General features: G+C 58.5%; 12 protein-coding genes. 9 read left to right on the top strand and 3 right to left on the bottom strand.

Going from position 1 to position 18,148, the window contains the following annotated elements:
• The first annotated feature begins 54 nt into the window (after positions 1–54).
• The gene (locus ACOYNV_RS05865; RefSeq protein WP_422898817.1) at positions 55–312 is read left to right on the top strand and encodes a LysR substrate-binding domain-containing protein; all 258 of its coding nucleotides are present in this window, start codon (positions 55–57) and stop codon (positions 310–312) included.
• A gap of 150 nt (positions 313–462) precedes the next feature.
• Positions 463–5,520 (top strand): PEP/pyruvate-binding domain-containing protein, encoded by a 5,058-nt coding sequence (locus ACOYNV_RS05860; protein WP_422898816.1) that lies wholly within the window; start codon positions 463–465, stop codon positions 5,518–5,520.
• An 80-nt stretch (positions 5,521–5,600) separates the two neighbouring features.
• Here the strand turns inward: ACOYNV_RS05860 and ACOYNV_RS05855 are convergent, their stop codons facing one another.
• Together ACOYNV_RS05855 and ACOYNV_RS05850 are read right to left on the bottom strand one after the other, a co-directional pair.
• Positions 5,601–7,220 carry a tetratricopeptide repeat protein gene (locus ACOYNV_RS05855; RefSeq protein WP_422898815.1) on the bottom strand — a complete coding sequence of 540 codons (1,620 nt, stop codon included), beginning with the start codon at positions 7,218–7,220 and terminating at the stop codon, positions 5,601–5,603.
• 16 nt (positions 7,221–7,236) lie between these two features.
• Positions 7,237–7,968, bottom strand: a complete 732-nt coding sequence (locus tag ACOYNV_RS05850) for a sensor histidine kinase (RefSeq protein ID WP_422898814.1) — start codon at positions 7,966–7,968, stop codon at positions 7,237–7,239.
• A gap of 374 nt (positions 7,969–8,342) precedes the next feature.
• On the opposite strand from ACOYNV_RS05850, the gene ACOYNV_RS05845 reads away from it, so the two are divergent.
• The 4 genes from ACOYNV_RS05845 to ACOYNV_RS05830 all read left to right on the top strand — a co-directional run bounded on the left by ACOYNV_RS05845 (position 8,343) and on the right by ACOYNV_RS05830 (position 13,288).
• Positions 8,343–9,965, top strand: coding sequence for an ABC-F family ATPase (locus tag ACOYNV_RS05845; protein WP_422898813.1), 1,623 nt, complete (start codon positions 8,343–8,345; stop codon positions 9,963–9,965).
• Positions 9,966–10,129: 164 nt separating this feature from the next.
• Positions 10,130–10,687 (top strand): 1-acyl-sn-glycerol-3-phosphate acyltransferase, encoded by a 558-nt coding sequence (locus tag ACOYNV_RS05840; RefSeq protein ID WP_422898812.1) that lies wholly within the window; start codon positions 10,130–10,132, stop codon positions 10,685–10,687.
• A gap of 137 nt (positions 10,688–10,824) precedes the next feature.
• Complete coding sequence (gene recQ, locus ACOYNV_RS05835) at positions 10,825–12,732, top strand: DNA helicase RecQ (protein ID WP_422898811.1); 1,908 nt, start codon at positions 10,825–10,827, stop codon at positions 12,730–12,732.
• Between the two features lie 214 nt (positions 12,733–12,946).
• Complete coding sequence (locus ACOYNV_RS05830) at positions 12,947–13,288, top strand: DUF3301 domain-containing protein (protein ID WP_422898810.1); 342 nt, start codon at positions 12,947–12,949, stop codon at positions 13,286–13,288.
• A 158-nt stretch (positions 13,289–13,446) separates the two neighbouring features.
• On the opposite strand, the gene ACOYNV_RS05825 is transcribed toward ACOYNV_RS05830, so the two are convergent.
• Positions 13,447–14,163, bottom strand: coding sequence for a hypothetical protein (locus ACOYNV_RS05825; protein WP_422898809.1), 717 nt, complete (start codon positions 14,161–14,163; stop codon positions 13,447–13,449).
• Positions 14,164–14,505: 342 nt separating this feature from the next.
• On the opposite strand from ACOYNV_RS05825, the gene thrH reads away from it, so the two are divergent.
• From thrH to ACOYNV_RS05810, 3 genes are all read left to right on the top strand, one after another.
• Positions 14,506–15,120 carry a bifunctional phosphoserine phosphatase/homoserine phosphotransferase ThrH gene (thrH, locus tag ACOYNV_RS05820; protein WP_422898808.1) on the top strand — a complete coding sequence of 205 codons (615 nt, stop codon included), beginning with the start codon at positions 14,506–14,508 and terminating at the stop codon, positions 15,118–15,120.
• Between the two features lie 9 nt (positions 15,121–15,129).
• Entirely contained in the window at positions 15,130–16,014 is an 885-nt protein-coding gene (purU, locus tag ACOYNV_RS05815; protein ID WP_422898807.1) for a formyltetrahydrofolate deformylase, read from the top strand.
• Between the two features lie 123 nt (positions 16,015–16,137).
• On the top strand, positions 16,138–18,075 hold the full coding sequence (locus tag ACOYNV_RS05810) for an ATP-binding cassette domain-containing protein (protein ID WP_422898806.1): 1,938 nt from the start codon (positions 16,138–16,140) through the stop codon (positions 18,073–18,075).
• The last annotated feature ends 73 nt before the right edge of the window (positions 18,076–18,148 follow it).

Here is an 18,148-nt window from a genome sequence, read left to right as displayed (position 1 = left end):
GAATCTTCAGAAATTCAACGAAATATGCAAACGGTCTGTTAGGTTGAGAGCATTGTGCCCGACGGCCCTCTGGCAGCCAACTCGCCGATCCTGCAACGCCATCTCGCCGTGCATGGCATGGGCATCGTCGGGCTGACAGATCGTTTCGCCGGCCAATGGGTCGACCAGGGCCTGCTCAAGCGAGTCCTGCCCGAATGGCAACTGCCAACCGTAACCGTCTGGTGCGTAACGCATGGCCGACGCCTGCTCCCGGCCAGGACGCTGGCGTTCATCGAAATGCTGAGGTCGGCACTGGCCAGTGCCGGCAAGTAGAATCAAGGCGGACCGGCGCCAAGGGATCAGGAAAGAATGATCAGAACAGCGCCCAGCTAGAACCTCGGTCTTGAAAACGGGGATCACTATACAGTCAGGGAATTTTGAATATAGAATAAATCCACCCGTTACGGAAACAAGGCAGATGATATGGCGGATGTTGAGAAAAGCATTCCCCATTTGATCGCCGCGCTCCACAAACGCGGTGCCAATAACGAAGAAATTGCCGAAGCCTTTCACGGGGCAACCGACAAGTCCGTCAGGGCCGTGATCGAAGAAGACCTCGAAGCGCGTTTTGCCGCAGCCTACGACCTGCTTGAAGCGCTATACGGCAGTCGGCCAGTCGCCCGATTGCACCGGCTGCTCGACCTGAAGAAGATGAGCAGCCAGGGCTTCTCACAGTCGATCGTGAAAAGCCCTGAGGCGCTTGCCGACCTCATCAGGAATCTTGCCATCGCGCGCCGTGCCCTTGGCGCGCAGCGCTTCATGAGCATTGCCAAATCCTGGGACCGACTGGACAAGTTGCGCTTGATCGCCGTCCTCGATCTGCACGATCCCGGAGTCAATCTGGGCGGATATCATTTGGCCTACCCGGTGGAACATAGCAGCTCGCAGATGCCGCCCTGGATCGAAGATGGCGGTATCGGCAAGCTGCAGCGCGAAGGCACCGGCGACGCGGGATGCTACCTATTGCTTGGCGACCTTACCCAGGACCCGTCGTTCAGCCCCGAAGCCAGGCACCAACTGCGTGCACACTATTTCAATATCCAGAATAACCTGGTCAAGCCCAACTACGATGCGCTGCAATTGATTGTCTCCCATGCAGACATAATGACCAAATCGACCGCGCTCAGCATCGTTTCACTGCTTGCCAAAATGCTCGAAGCGTATCGGCAGGTGGCTTATCCGGCTGATGCCGAGGTAGCCATCGCCTTCCATAACAAGCTCGTGCACGACCTGGATAGTTCGTGGAATGGCCTGTCGCAGCATGAGGAGTTGCCCCCCGTGCTGCGCCACAAGATTACCTGGATCGCGGAGACTGCAGATTCCGCAGATTCAACATTCGCCGAGCCAGCCACTGTGCATGCGTTGATCCGCTTCTTGCATGACATGGGCAATAGAGCGCTGGAACAACGGATGACGACTGCCCGCGCGGACATGAGCGTTACTCTCGGCCGTATCGGAGGCGACAAGACCGAGGACATCCGGATAGCGAGACTGGATGACGCACCGATCATCGTCAACGGCTTGATCCGTCATCGCGGCCTGGCAACGATTGTAAAGGCAGCTCAGTGGCTCGCGGGGCCCTGTCCTGGTACGTTCGTGCTGATCGGCAATCACCTTGCCTACAGCGTGAGACTTGGAGAGCATCGCATAGAGTTATTCGCCAATATTGCCGATCCGGACGACGAGGGACTAATCCGGCTGCAAAGTTTCCAGGGCGGGGCGGAGCTGGCGCAGGCGCTGCGCGCCGAGTTTGTCGGCAAGGTCTTGAAAGAAGCCGGGCTGACTGTCACCCTTGACCAGAGTAGCCTGGTCGAAATCCTGGTCACAGGCTATCTGGACAAGGATCATGGCGCACGGACTGAGCGCCAGATCGAGCGCGCGCTGATAGTGGTCTTGCGGCTCATATGGTCGCTACGCGATCTGGACTACGCCATGGCGTATCTTTTTCTGGCAAGGGTTCCATCCGCGGGACTCCCGTACAAAGCGAGTCCTGAGAAGATCAGCGAATTAGCAAGCGCGATGGCACGGATGTTTCTGGTTGAGGGAATGATCCCGTTCTCCTATCACGGCCAAGGCATGCCATTCGAAACGTACTGTGAGTTTAGTGGCCCCATGGCTCTGCGCGAGTTCAATTCGTATGTTTCCGAAGAACGGCAGATGGTCCGCCACCGTCTGTATTTCGCGCTCAATGCGCTGCTGCGGACCTTCGACATGGCAGTCATTCAGCCGGGAACAGGCGGCGTTGGGCAGGAGGTTATTGACCGGCTCTTCAATGGCCCCTGCCGCAAAGCACTGGCTCGCGGAGAATTGCGGCTCGACAATCGAGGGTTCCTGGAGCGCAATCCGGCCTACCAGCCGCTGAAGGAGATCATCCGCAGAGTGTTGGCCCGCGAGCACGAAGCTTTGCGCACCGCCGTGCTGCTGAAGAAGGCCGACCTGCATCTGGATTTCGAGACGATCGGAAGCATCGACCAGCTTACGGTGGTGCGGGCCCAGCACGAGATAGCACCTGACGAATGGCTGGTGCTATATGGCTTGGCCGACGATCAGGATCGTTCGATCCTGTATGCATTTGGCCATCACCTGACGCCAACCAGCGGCGGCAAATGGCTGTCCATTGCCGGCCTGAGGAGAATGCTGCGCAAAGGCGCTTATTCAGTCCCAGCCAAAATCCAGGTTCCTGCGTTTCGCAAGCTTGTTTCGCACCGCTTGCTGGTCGAACAAGCACGCGCGCCCGCTGGATTCAGTGACCAGACTGTAAGGGGTCTGCTGGCTTCCGTTGGTGATGGATCCGTCCGCATCGGGCGCATAACATTTGATCGTGACTATTGCTTGAATCCGCAGGGTCGCGAAGGGCGGGTTCTGCTGGTTCCTTTTACGACACCCGAAGACATTGAAGCCATTCGCGCCGCTGAAGCGGTCCTGGTAACCAGTGGTGGTCTGCTCAGCCACGCCGGAGTCACGACCCGGGAATTTGGCATCCCATCGCTGATTTTGCCGCACGCCGAGTGGGTGCAATCAGCGGAGGGCACCATGGTCCGCATCGAAGAAAGGCATCCCGGCAAGACCACACTGACGGACGAAGGTTTCTGGGTCAGTGAGTCGATGGTTTCTGAGACGTTCGAAATTCGCGAGGGATGCGTAGTAATGGTCTGGGCATCACAGGGGATCGCCTCGATCATGCCGATGGCCGGAATCCTCATTGAGCCACTGCACAAATTGATTCATCAAGTGGTCTCGGGAGAAAAATCCCCGGCCGATCTGGAAGCCTGGCTGGCCGCAGTGCCGTTGGCTATGGATGAACAGGATAGCCGCGCGGGGATTGTTGCCGATGGCCTTGTCCTGATATTGGCTGAAGCACTATGGAACAAGCGGGTCAATCCCAGCGTGCGAAAGCATCTGATTGAAATCGTGCGTCGTGCTCGTTGTTCGCCCCGCGGGATTGCCGCGGGAGGAACGACAGAGGCCTTCGCGAAAGGCGGGACTGAAAATATCGCCATGCTGATCCAGACCGTTTCCGGGAACGCGTTTGCCGAACTCGAAGGATTGTTGTCCGAGGTCGAGCACCACATTGCTGCGCTGACGGTACTCTGGAGAGCGCTCAACACCATTGCCGTGGTCGTGCGCCTGTGGACACAGGTCACGATGTTGGCTGACAGTCTCGATCTATGCGATGCGCGACTGGAGGCATTCCAAAGGCGAATCCAGGTATTGCGATGGCATCCACGCATCGCCTTGCTGAGAGCCGCGGCACTGCATGAAGTTGAAGCCATGGGCGGGCGCAATTTGACCGAAGCGGATCTGCCGGCGATCCGCAAGGCGCTGCGTCGTCTCGGACACGGCACCAGGGAAATCAGGCCCCAGAAAGTCTTGCTGGTGTGCACGGCCAATATTGACCGTAGCCCTTTGGCCGAGATCCTCTTGAAGAAGATGCTGGTTGCCGAGGCAATAACGGGCGTCGAGGTATGTTCCCGTGGTGTCGCAGCGTTTGAGGGCAGGCCGATGTCCGAGACCAGCCAGGCGCTGCTGCTGTCCGAAGACGGCATCATTGGTTCGGATCACCGCAGCAGAAGGCTTGCCGAAGCCGATATTGGCGAGGCAGATCTGATCCTGGCGATGGAGAGGTCGCATGTTCGATTCGTGACTGACAGGTATCCGGGCGCCACTGGAAGAGTCTTTCTGCTCAGCCACTATGCCAGTGTGCAGGAATTCGTCGACATAGAAGATCCCGCCGGCCAACTGGAAGATGCGTATTACAGGATGAAGCGCGAAGTGCAGGTGGCGCTGAGCGGTGCTGTCAAGCGCATGCGGGAGGAAGGTCTGCTGGCAAAGGCAATGGTCGCCCACTTGCAAATCAAGGCGGGCGAACTGACGCGAGCGAAGAGAACGCGGATAGCGCAATTTCGGCGCGCCGTGTTGTTGCTGGAAGAGGTTGATGCCGATTATGTCGAGCTGGTTGGCGGGAAAGGCGCAAATCTTGGAGAAATTGCACAAATCGTCAAGCGTCATGGTGCGCAGGTTCCGCCAGCGTTCATGGTGACCACCTTTGCCTTCGATCGATTTCTTGAGGAGAACGGCATTGGCGAGGCGTATTTGCACCTGACGTCGGAAATCGAGGTGATCCTTGCGACTCAAGAAATGCCGGACGAAGACAAGCGCATGAAGATTACAGACGCCTCGGCGAGAATTCGGGACTTGATACGCCGAGGGAATCTGGATAGTGCGAACGGTGTAGGTCGGGAAATCATGGCGGCGGTCGAATCGACCGGCTTGAGCAACAGCTTCTTGAGCGTGCGCTCTTCCGGTCTCCAGGAAGACACGGAAGAAGCGGCATTTGCCGGAGCGGCAGAAACGTATCTATTCGTTAGCCCCGCGGAGCTATTGGATTGGATAAAGGAAGTCTGGACGTCGTTCTGGCTGACCAGGGGAATGCTCTACCGGAGCGACCGCATTGTTCGGCAAGGGTCGGCCAAGCTGGCGATAGTGGTGCAGCAGATGTTCGAGTCGCAGGTTTCCGGGGTGATTTTTACTACGGATCCGGTAAGCGGAAGAGACGTGATCGTGATTGAAGCGGGGTATGGACTTGGCGAAGGAGTAGTTTCAGGAGTGGTAGACGTGGACCGTTACTATGTGGATAAATTTGACGGTTCGGTTTCAAATGTTCACGTCGGGAAGAAGGCGTTCATGGTCAAGCAGCATTCCTCCGGCAAGGGGACGTCAATCGTACCGGTCGACAGCGATCTGCGTGACGTCCCATGTCTGGCGAATGAAGACATTCGGGCCAACATCGCCATGGCCCTGGAAGAGCATTATGCTTTGTCGCAGGATATCGAGTTCGGGATTGCCAATGGCAAAGTCAGTATTCTGCAAACCCGGCCCGTCACCACGCGCGGTCTTGGGTGGGCATTGCTCGCTGGCGAAGAAAGCGGTGGTACAGGGCCCAGAGGGAGCGAATCCGGGATTTCGCAACATACAAGCTAACGCTACTTTACAAAGGTCTATAGGGGCTCACGGGCATCCATGAGCTCCGCAGGAGCTCATGCGGTGAACAACCGAGCTTGTCAGCGAAGGGATTCCAGCTTGGCCAGAAGTTCACCGCAACGTTTTTCACCGGGCATGATCTGGCGAGCAATGGTAATTGATCGACGGGCGTCGGTTTCCATATCGTGCCGCCAACCATTCTTCTGCAATAGCGCGATGACCACATAGGCATGATTGAGCAGAAGACGCGGGTTGCGTGGCATAAGCGCCTTAGCTTGATTAAGGAACTCCAGCGCCTCGTTCAGCTTGCCTTCGCTGGCAAGCCGAACGCCATTGTTCATGGCCTCGGTGGCATGCTGCCGCGAGGATTGAACCATCGCCCGACCTTCCTCGCCCAGCCCGCCCTTGTCGAAAACTTCCAGGGCGCGCCTCGCCAATTCTTCATTCTCGTGATTGTTGCGCACCACAAATTGCATAAGGCTGCAGGCTGTCTCCTTGTTACCCATCAGCAAGAAGGTCTCAGCCAAGTCCAGGGTCGAGGCAGGGGAAAGGTTTTGACTCCCGCTCTGGATTCGGGAAGTGACCTCCTTTGCAGCAGCCTCTGCCTGTTTAGCGTTTCCTGAAGCATGGTGGACGCGAACTTCCTCGGCTTTACCCTGAAGACTGGCCTCGTCGCCCTCGATATCGTTCGCCAGTTGAGATAACAGCTTCAGGGCTTCTTCGGGTTTGCTTTGTGCGGTAAAAACACGAGCCAACCCCAGATAGGGCGCTGAGGTCTTTAGTGTGCTCTGGGCAGATAGCTTAAGCGCTTTCTTGAAAGCGGATTCTGCGATATTCAGGTCTTCGCAACGCAGGGCACTTTCGCCCAAGGCGTTCTGTCGATCCGGGGAATTAGGCGAAGCATTGATGGCCTTGGTCAACACCCGCTGTGCGTCGCGCCAGGCACCTTGACGCCGGTAGGCATGCGCTAGCAAGTCGTAAGCTTCCAGATAGCTCGGGTTGTCCTCAAGCAGTCGTTCCAGCATGTCGCGGGCACGCCCAAGGCTGCCTTCAAGAACATGCAACTTGGCCAAGCCGAAGCGCGCCCAATGCACGTCGTGCCGTGCCAGAATGGCATCAAAAATACTGCGCGACTTGTCGGGCTGGCCAATGAGCTGGTAGAGACCGGCTTTGATGCGCAGGATTTCCATCGAGTTTCCTGGATCCTGCTTGATGCGTACCTTGCAGAGATCGACGGCTTTCAAATACTCCTTTGCACGCATCGCAGCCGCAATATTCGACAGTGCGGATTTGCGCGTGATGAGTTTCTCCAGCCGGCTTTGAAGGGCCGCCTGGGTGACCGGCTTAAGCAGGTAGTTGTCGGGCTGGTGCTCGACGGCCACGGTAACCATTTCGGAAGTTTTTTCAGCTGTTACCATGATCCAGATGTTGGAAGCGTTCACCAGCCCCTCATGTCGCGCTTCGGCAAGCAACTGCTGACCGTTCTTGCCCGATCCCAAGTGGTAATCGCAGAGAACCACATCGCACTTGCCACGACGCAGGATATTCATGGCTTCGCTGGCGTTGGCAGCCACTTCGATGCGTCGTGCGCCGCAACGTCGCAGGAGGTCACGCAGGATAACTCGCATCGCCTCAAAATCCTCGACCAGAAGAAATGAGCGGTTGGCGAAAACACCCTTTCCAAGGACTTCTATCGACATTTTGGTCCTTAGTCTCTTATGGCAGAATCAGGATGAAAGTGCCGCCGCCCAGCACCCCATAGTTTTCAAGTCGGGTGCTGCCAAAGCGAGTGCGGTTGCGATGCAGGCGAGCGGCTCTTGCCGCAAAATAAAGACCCAGTCCGGTACTGCCAGTGTTGGCATTGATACCCTGGTCAGTCGCGAAACCCTGGGCCAGAATTAAAGGCGGGAAGCCGGCGCCATTGTCATCGACACGGATTTCCAGCTGATTGTCAACCACCAGCATTGATAGCCGTACCTTGTCGCGGGTGTATTTGATAGCGTTGTGCAGTGATTGAGTGATCAGGCCGGAGATCAGTTCATAATCGAAGTACCAGCTTCGTTCGTGTTCGTCCGTGACCACCTCCACGGTGACCCCCTTGGCTTTGGCAAGTAGCTGTACCCGGGCGATAACTTCTGCTTCAAAAGTAGTCAATTCCACCTCGACCGGATCAAAGGGATAGATGTTCCCGTTGATCTTGTATAGCCCCAGCAACTGGATCAGGTTGTGATATATCCGCTGCGCTTCGTAAAGGGCTTGGTAGGCCATGCTCCTGGAAGGTCCGTCAACGGGCAACTCGGCCAGTGCAAATTCAAGGTGCGCTGTCATGACGCAGACCGAATTTTTCATGTCATGAACCGAAGAAACCATATAGGCGGTCATGTCCATTGCTGGCAAATCCCCGACTTCCATCAGGGCAACAATATTCTGCGGGGTGAAGTCGGGCATGGAGGAAGCTTCAAAAGGGTGAAAACGGCAATCATCTTACACTGGAAGCCAGATAGACTTGCTCTGAATTCCATAATTTTAGTAGGGGATAGATTTTATTGTTCTGATAAGACCTTGAAGGGCAGAACTTCGGTATTGATCAGCGATTTCATGTTGATTACTCCTGGTGATTCGGGTTTAGAAAGTGATGCGGTGACTGAATGATAGGGATGTGGCAATTATTTATCCGATTGATTATCTCTATGTTTGTGACAGCAAAAAACGATTAACAACCGCCTGGAACAGGGCGGGAAAGTCTTGAATCCGGGCGCTCGCCGTCTCCCTCGGTTACAATAACCGCCTTTTCAAATCAATGACTTTCCCGAGGTTTCTTAGTGCTCGTCGTCTCCAACATCACCATGCAGTTCGGGGCCAAGCCCCTTTTTGAAAACGTTTCGGTCAAATTCGGCGAGGGCTATCGTTACGGCCTGATCGGCGCCAACGGCTCCGGCAAGTCGACCTTCATGAAGATTCTCGACGGCGAACTCGAAGCCACCGCCGGCAACGTCTCGAAAGAGTCCCACGAGCGCATGGCTTACCTGCGCCAGGATCAGTTTGCCTTTGAAGATCAGCGCGTGATCGACGTGGTGATGATGGGCCACGAGGACATGTGGGCCTGCATGCTCGAGAAGGATGCGATCTACGCCAACCCGGAAGCGACCGAAGCCGAATACCTGCACGCCGCCGAACTGGAAAGCAAGTTTGCCGAGTTTGGCGGCTATAGCGCCGAATCGCGGGCCGGCGAGTTGCTGCTTGGCGTCGGCATTCCGTCCAGCCAGCACTTCGGCCCGATGAGCGAAGTGGCGCCGGGCTGGAAGCTGCGCGTGTTGCTGATCCAGGCGCTGTTCGCCGATCCCGACATCCTGCTGCTTGACGAACCGACCAACAATCTCGACATCGCCACCATCCGCTGGCTGGAAAACGTGCTCAACGACCGCAACAGCACGATGATCATCATCTCTCACGATCGCCACTTCCTGAACCAGGTATGCACCCACATGGCCGATCTGGATTACGGCAAGATCACCGTTTATCCAGGCACCTACGACGACTTCATGGAAGCTTCGTCGCAGGCGCGCGCCCGGCAGCAAAATGCCAACGCCAAGGCCAAGGAGCGCATCGCCGACCTGCAGGATTTCGTGCGCCGCTTCTCGGCCAACAAGTCCAAGGCCAAGCAGGCCACTTCGCGGGTGAAGCTGATCGACAAGCTGCGGCCGGAAGACATCAAGCCGTCGTCGCGCCAGTACCCGTGGATTCGTTTCGATTACGACGAGAAGGAAAAGCTGCACCGGCAGGCGGTGGAGATCGAAAACCTCAGCTTTGCCTACGAGGGCAGCGAGCGCAAGATTTTCAAGGACTTCGATTTCTCGCTCAATGCCGGCGACCGCCTGGCGGTGATCGGCGAAAACGGTGTCGGCAAATCAACCTTTCTCAAGCTGCTGATGGGCGAGTTGCAGCCGCAGTTCGGCAGCGTCAAATGGACTGAAAAAGCGCGTCGCGGCTACTACGCACAGGATCACGCCGACGAATTCAAGAGCGACACCAACCTCGCCGACTGGATTGCCGGCTTTGCACGTGCCACCGCCAGCGAAGGCGACGAGGTGGAAACGCTGATTCGCGGCACGCTTGGCCGCCTGCTGTTCTCCGGTGACGATGTGCGCAAGCCGGTCAAGGTCATCTCCGGCGGCGAGCAGGGACGCATGATCTTCGGCAAGCTGATGCTGACTAGATGCAACGTGCTGGTGATGGACGAACCGACCAACCACCTGGACATGGAATCGATCGAATCGCTGAATACCGGGCTGGAGAAGTTCAAGGGAACGCTGGTGTTCGTTTCGCACGACCGCGAGTTTGTTTCCTCGCTGGCGACCCGAATCCTGGAAATCCGCATGGACGGCACGCTGGTCAATTACCTCGGCAACTACGAGGAATACCTTTCCAGCCAGGGCATTGATTAAGAACTTGTGACGCGATTGAAAACCTACCGCAGAGGCACAGAGGCGCAGAGAAAACGCCGAGGAAACTCTTTTCACTTAAAGGTTTCCTCTGCGAAACCTCAGCGGCTCTGTGCCTCTGCGGTGAGGTTTCAGGCTTTTTTAACAGTCTCTCAGGCGCATCAACCATGATCAGCCGACTCGCTAACCTCATCCTGCGGCTGATTGGTTGGCGCACCGTGTACTCTCCGCCACCGGGACCGAAGTCGGTGGTGCTGGTCTATCCGCACACCTCGAACTGGGATTTTCCGCTTGGCGTGCTGTTCAACGCCACGCATCCGATTTTCATCCACTGGGCCGGCAAGGACACCCTCTTCCGCTGGCCGTTCAGGGGCCTTTTTCTAAGGCTTGGCGGGGTGCCGATCAACCGCCGCGAGCGTACCGGGATGATCGGTCAACTGATCGATACCTTTGCCCGGCGCGAGAGTTTCCACCTGTGCATCACGCCGGAAGGCACCCGCGCAAAGACCGATCACTGGAAATCCGGCTTCTACCGCATTGCGCTGGCGGCCGGCGTGCCGGTCGGACTGGGCTTTTTCGACTTCCGCAACAAGTGCGTCGGCGTTGAGCGCTGGGTCACCCTGAGCGGCAACGAAGAAGCCGACCTCGCCCTGTTCCGTGCCTACTACGCCGACAAGACCGCGTGCTACCCGGAAAAAGCCGGTGACATCCGCTTCAAGTCGTAAGGGGAAGTGATGTTAAACGGCAAAGAAAAGACCTATGAACAACCTCGTCATTCCGGGCTTGACCCGGAATCCAGTTGTGCACCTCTGGATTCCGGGTCAAGCCCGGAATGACGAATATTTTTTCAGCACTTTACAACATGACCAACCCTACCTCCGCATCCCCCGACACCATCCTGCACGACGTATTCGGCTACAGCGCTTTTCGCGGAGCGCAAGCCGAGATCGTCGACCATGTTATCAAGGGCGGCGATGCGCTGGTGTTGATGCCTACCGGCGGCGGCAAGAGCCTGTGCTTCCAGGTGCCGGCGATTGCCCGGCACCGTGCCGGGCGCGGCGTGGCGGTGGTGGTCAGCCCGCTGATCGCGCTGATGCACGACCAGGTTGGCGCGCTCGAAGAGGCCGGTGTGCACGCCGCTTTCCTGAACTCGACGCTGTCCCTCGAACAGACGCAGAAGATCGAGCGCGAGATGATGAGCGGTCGGTTGGTGCTCCTCTACGTCGCGCCGGAACGTCTGACTACGCCGCGCATGCTCGGCCAGCTCGATTCGCTGAACGAGCGCGGCCTGCTCAGCCTGTTCGCCATCGACGAGGCGCATTGCGTCAGCCAGTGGGGCCACGACTTCCGCGAAGACTATCTGGCGCTCAACGTGCTGCACGAGCGCTACACCGACGTGCCGCGCATCGCGCTCACCGCCACAGCTGACGACCTGACGCGCGCCGACATCATCGAGCGGCTGGCGCTGAGCGAAGCACGCGTTTTCATCAGCAGCTTCGACCGGCCGAACATCCGCTACGCGGTGGTCGAGAAGGACGAAGCACGCAAGCAACTGCTGCGCTTCATCCAGGACGAGCACGCGGGCGACGCCGGCATCATCTACTGCCAGTCGCGCAAGAAAGTCGAGGAAACCGCCAACTGGCTGGAGGGCGAAGGCATCAGCGCCTTGCCCTACCACGCCGGTCTCGACGCCAACATGCGCCGACGCCACCAGGATCGTTTTCTGCGCGAAGAAGGCATCGTGATGGTCGCCACCATCGCCTTCGGCATGGGCATCGACAAGCCCGACGTGCGCTTTGTCGCGCACATGGACCTGCCCAAGAATATCGAAAGCTATTACCAGGAAACCGGGCGCGGTGGCCGCGATGGCCAGCCCGCCGATGCCTGGATGGCCTACGGCCTGGCCGACGTGGTGAACCAGCGGCGGATGATCGACGAAAGCCCGGCCGCCGATGAATTCAAGCGCAGCCAGCGCGGCAAGCTCGACGCCCTGCTGTCGCTGGCCGAAGCCCACGATTGCCGGCGCGTGCGGCTGCTCGCCTACTTCGGCGAGGACAGCGCGGCCTGTGCGAAGCACCAGAACGCCTGCGACAACTGCCTGCACCCGCCCGCCACCTGGGATGCAACCGAAGCCGCGCGCAAGGCTTTGTCCTGTATCTACCGCTTCCACCAGAGCCGTGGCCAGCGCTTCGGCGCCGTGCACCTGATCGACGTGCTGCGCGGCAAGAGCACCGAGAAGGTGGCGCAATACGGGCATGAAAGCTTGAGCACCTTCGGCATCGGCGCCGAGGTCAGCGAAGCCCAATGGCGCGTCGTGCTGCGCCAGTTGATTGCGCTCGGCTACGTGCAAACCGAGGGCGAATTCAACACGCTGGAACTGACGTCGACCGCCCGCCAGGTGCTGCGCGGTGAAGTGCAGATGCTGCTGCGCAAGCCGAGCGATATGCCCAAGCGGACCAAGGCGGCGCGTGGCGGCAAGACTACCGGCGCAGCGCGCGGCAAGGACAAACCGCCGCCACTGCCGCTCGACGATCAAGCCCTGCTGCGCTTCGAAGCGCTCAAGGTGTGGCGTGCCAAAGTCGCGCACGATCACAACCTGCCGGCCTACATCGTTTTCCACGACGCGACCCTGGCCGAAATGGCCCAGGCGGCGCCGGACTCGCGGGAAGCACTCGGACGAATCAGCGGCGTCGGCTCGAAGAAGCTTGAGGCCTACGGACGCGAAATCCTGCGCGTGCTGAGAGGTTGTGAAAAATTCATTTCAGCCTGATTTTCTCGCTCGTCACCCCGGCGAAGGCCGGGGTCCAGCTCGTCTATCTAATTGTTTTCATGGATATCAGATGAACGAACTGGATTCCGGCTTTCGCCGGAATGACGGTCCTGGATGATTGCGCCAATTAATTCACAGCCTCTGAGTGGCTGATCAAGCGGGCACTGGAATAGTCAGATGTTGCCCGACCGGAAAATTCGGTTAGGCTGTCCCAATGGACTTACTCGACATTCTCGGCCTTCTGCTCTTGGCCGCTATCGGCTGGCTATGGTACGACAGCCTCAATGCCCGCGAAATGTCGGTGGCAGCGGCCAAGGCGGCCTGCAATTCGGAAAATCTGCTGCTGCTCGATGACACGGTCGCCATCCAGCGCATCAGTCTGGGGCGGGATGACGAGGGCGTGTTGCGCATCCGCCGCATTTACGATTTCGAGTACAGCGATACCGGCAACGATCGCAGTGCCGGAAGCATCGCCATGCTGGGAAGCCGCGTGTTGGTGATCAACCTGAATCTGCCGGACATGCCGGAACGGCAAAACCCGAGGGCACTCACGTAGGGCGTCAATAGGCGCTCTTCACGGCTAATGCCCGGACAGCCAACAGGCACGCCACTGTTCACGCCTATGGCCTGTAGAACGCCTGTTCATGCGGGTTGCAGGAGAGCGAGAATCGCAGCGCGGATCGCGCGATCTTCGATGGGCTTTGCCGTGACTGACTATTGCTTGGCCGGCGCAGCGGCTGTTTCCGCTTGCTCGGCGGCGCGTGCGGCTTTCTTTGCCGCACGCTCGGCGACTTTTTTGTCGTGTTTTTCCTGTTCGGACTGTCGCCTGGCTTGTTCAGCGGCGGCTTTCTGGCTTTCCTCGGCGGCGCGTGCGGCTTTCTTGGCGGCAAGCTCGGCGTCCCGCTTCGCACGCTTTTCCTGCTCGACCTGTCGCTTGGCCTGTTCGGCGGCCAATTTCTGGCGCCCCTCGGCCGCCTGCTGGGCCTTGGCAGCGATATTTTTCTGGCGTTCGACGGCCTTGGCGGCTTCCTCGGCGCGATAGATTTCGCCTTCTTCCTTCTGCTCGGCCTGGCGCTGCGGAAGCTCGGCGGCACGCTTGGCTTCCTTGGCCTCAACATCAGAGCGCTTTGCTTCACGCTGGAATTCGCGGGCCGGAATGTCCAGATTTCGTGCCTCGATCATCGATTTTGTGTAGCGCTTCTTGGCGTCTTCAAGACAACTGTTGACCAGAAACTTCCGGTAGCAGGCGTCCTGCTCTTCCAGGAGACGTTTCTCCGCCGCTTCGCGCATATGTACCACACGTTCGCGCTGGGCAGCGGCCTGTTCAAGTGTCTGCGGTACTTCCGCTGCAGGCGTCTGCGCCAAAAGGGACTGGCTAACTAACAGCGAGGCGGCAAAAAAACTGCGGACCAGCAAACTTCGAATGTGCATTGGGTGTTTCCTCCGAGGCCGTAAACTAGACGGTTTTACGCCCAGGCGCCAGCATCGACGGCAACTTTGCAGGAAATATGACGCATGAACGCGCCTGCAGTTTGGTAAAATGCCCGGCTGTCTTTAACTGCCTGACTTTAACCACGGTAAATTTGTTCTAACCATCCACCGTCATTCCGGCGAAGGCCGGAATCCAGATTCGTTTATCTGATCAAGATTTTAAAAGACCGGCTTGATAAACGAACTGGATTCCGGGTCAAGCCCGGAATGACGGTAAATCAATGGGTTAGCGTTAGAACAAATTAGCCCTGGACTTTAACAACTATTCACAGGGAGCTTTTCGTGAAAATCGTCTGCCTCGACCTTGAGGGTGTGCTCGTTCCCGAAATCTGGATATCCTTTGCCGAGCGTACCGGTATTCCGGAGTTTCGCCGCACGACGCGCGATGAGCCCAACTACGATACGCTGATGAAGTACCGCCTCGGCCTTCTCGCCGAGCACGGCTTGGGCCTGCCGGACATCCAGAAGGTGATTTGCGAGATGGGGCCGATGCCGGGCGCGCGCGCGTTTCTCGACAAGTTGCGCGAGGATTGCGAGGTGATCATTCTCTCCGATACCTTCTATGAATTTGCCCACCCGCTGATGCGCCAACTGGCCTGGCCGACGCTGTTCTGCCACAGCCTCGAAGCTGACAACACTGGCAAACTGGTCAATTACCACTTGCGCATGCCGCAGCAGAAGCGGGAGGCCGTCAAACGCTTCCGGGAGATGAATTTCACGGTGGTGGCCGCCGGCGATTCATACAACGACACGGCCATGCTCGGGGAAGCCGACGCCGGCATTTTCTTTTGCCCGCCGGAGAAAGTGATCCGCGAATTCCCGCAATATCCGGTGACCAACAATTACGACGAACTGCGCGCTGCCATCGACTCAGCGTTCACCCGCGTCGGGGCGTAGTCGACAGCCATGCATTCACAACGCTTCTACACGCTGTCTGCCTCCTGTCCGGACCGGGTCGGCATCATTGCCCGCGTCTCCACCTTCATTGCTGAGCATCAGGGCTGGATTCTCGAATCGAGCTACCACGCGGACGACGGCAACAACGGCGAAAATGGTGAAGAGGGCAGCCGCTACTTCATGCGCATCGAGGTCAAGGCCGATTCGCTGCCGTTCCATCTGGCCGAGTTCCGCGAGCGCTTCCGTCCGATCGCCGAAGAACTGCAGATGAACTGGAAGATCAGCGATTCGGCAGTGCGCAAGCGCGTGGTGATCATGGTCAGCAAGCAGGAGCATTGCCTGTACGACCTGCTGGCGCGCTGGCAGTCGAAGGAACTCGACATCGAGATTCCCTGCGTCATCTCGAACCACGACACCTTCAAGGGCTTCGTCGAGTGGCATGGCATCCCGTTCCATCACGTTCCGGTCAATCCCGACAACAAGGCCGCGGCCTATGCCGAAGTCCAACGCCTGTACGAAGAGGTGAAGGGCGAGACGATGGTGCTGGCGCGCTACATGCAGATCATTTCGCCGGAACTGTGCGCCGCCTACCCCAACCAGATCCTCAACATCCACCACTCTTTCCTGCCCAGCTTCGTCGGCGCCAGGCCTTACCATCAGGCCTATCGTCGCGGCGTCAAGCTGATCGGCGCCACCTGCCATTACGTCACCAGCGAACTCGACCAGGGGCCGATCGTCGAACAGGACGTGATCCGCATCGACCATTCGGACTCGGTCGAAGACATGGTGCGCTACGGCAAGGACATCGAAAAAGCCGTTTTAGCCCGCGGCCTGCGCTACCACCTGGAAGACCGGGTGCTGGTGCATGGCAACAAGACGGTGGTTTTTAGATAGAAACAAACAAATTAACCACGGCGACACGGCGGACACAGCGAAAAGCAAGAGCATTGTTCCCCGTCTGGTTTTTCGCCGTGCTCGCTGTGCCCGCCGTGGTTAAAGGCATTTAAAGGTTCATTCATGATCACCCTCAAAAACGTCACCCTGCGCCGTAGCGCCAAGGTGCTGCTCGATAACGCTTCCATCACGCTTAATCCCGGCGAAAAGGTCGGCCTGGTCGGGCGCAATGGCGCTGGCAAAACGTCGCTGTTTGCCTTGCTCAACGGCACCCTGCATGAAGACGCCGGCGACTTCAGCCTGCCGGCGCAGTGGCGCATGGCGCAAGTGGCGCAGGACATGCCGGAAACCGAGCAATCGGCCACCGACTTCGTCATCGAAGGCGATGCCGTCCTGCTCGACGCACAGAACGAAGTGCATGCCGCCGAAACCACAGACGATGGCGAGCGCATGGCGCATGCCTACATGGCGCTGCACGACGCCGGCGCGCATGATGCGCAGTCGCGTGCACAGGCGCTGATTCTTGGCCTTGGCTTCAAGACCACCGAATTGAATAACCCGGTTAACAGCTTCTCCGGCGGCTGGCGCATGCGCCTGCAACTGGCACGCGCGCTGATGTGTCCGTCCGACCTGCTGCTGCTCGACGAACCGACCAACCACCTGGACCTGGACGCCCTGGTCTGGCTCGAAGCCTGGCTCAAGCGCTACGACGGGACCATGGTGGTGATCAGCCATGACCGGGAATTCCTCGACGCGGTTACTTCGGTAACGCTGCACATCGACGCCGGCAAGCTGACGCGCTACGGCGGCAACTACAGCACCTTCGAAGACATGCGTGCGCAGCAGATGGAATTGCAGCAGAATTCCTACATCAAGCAGCAGGACAAGATCGCCCACCTGCAGAGCTTCATTTCCCGCTTCAAGGCCAAGGCCAGCAAGGCCAAGCAGGCGCAAAGCCGGGTCAAGGCGCTGGAGCGCATGGAACGTCTGGCACCGGTGCTGGCCAGCGCCGAGTTCACCTTCGAGTTCAAGGAGCCGGCCAATCTGCCGAATCCGATGCTGGCCATGGAAGACGCCTGTTTCGGTTACCCGCCGGCGGAAGACGCGCCGGAAGGAACGCCGCCGACGGTGATCGTGCGCAACGTCAGCAAGTCGGTGATGGCCGGCCAGCGCATCGGCATCCTCGGCGCCAACGGGCAAGGCAAATCGACGCTGGTGAAGACGGTGGCGCGTGCGCTGGCGCCGATCAGCGGCATCGTGCAGGAAGGCAAGGGGCTGAACATCGGCTACTTCGCGCAGCAGGAGCTCGACGTGCTGCGGCCGCTCGACAACCCGCTCGAACACATGACGCGCATGGCCAAGGAAGGCTTGCCCGCCGGGCAAAGCGCTCGCGAACAGGATTTGCGTACCTTCCTCGGCACCTTCAATTTTGGCGGCGACATGGTCAAGCAGCCGGTCGGCACCATGAGCGGCGGCGAGAAGGCACGTCTGGTGCTGTGCATGATCGTCTGGCAGCGCCCGAACCTGCTGTTGCTCGATGAACCGACCAACCACCTTGATCTGGCCACGCGCGAGGCGCTGTCGATGGCGCTCAACGAGTTCGAAGGCACGGTGATGCTGGTCAGCCATGACCGCTCGCTGCTGCGCTCGGTATGCGACGAGTTCTGGCTGGTTTCGCGTGGCGGCGTCGAGCCTTTCGACGGCGATCTGGACGACTACCAGCGTTATCTGCTCGACGAAGCCAAACGCGCCCGTGAAGAGCTGAAGGCGTCCTTGAAGGATGCCAGGGAAGTCGTCACGCAAGCGCCGCCGCCGGTGCTGGCCCACAAGAAAATCTCGGCCATTTTGAAGACTTTGCGCCGCGATCAGGGAAAGCTCGAACAATCCATGCTCGACCGGCAGACGCGCAAGCATGCGATCGAAGCACGCTTGTCCAAGCCCTTGCCGGCGCAGGAGATTGGTGAGCTTGGCCTGGAGCTGAAAAAGATCGACGAGGAACTGGCCGGCTATGAAGAAAAATGGCTGGCGATTTCAGAGCAGATCGAGGCGGAAGAAGCGTAGCCGGCCGTTAAAGCGTTTTGGGCTGTTGCCCGGAAAAAAATGGGCGCCACATGGGCGCCCAAAGGGAGGTTGC

The organism is Propionivibrio sp., from assembly GCF_049316945.1.
Lineage (GTDB): Bacteria > Pseudomonadota > Gammaproteobacteria > Burkholderiales > Rhodocyclaceae > Propionivibrio.
The sequence above is the reverse complement of the archived record's forward strand: the minus strand, read 5'-3'. Positions and strand labels throughout refer to the sequence as shown.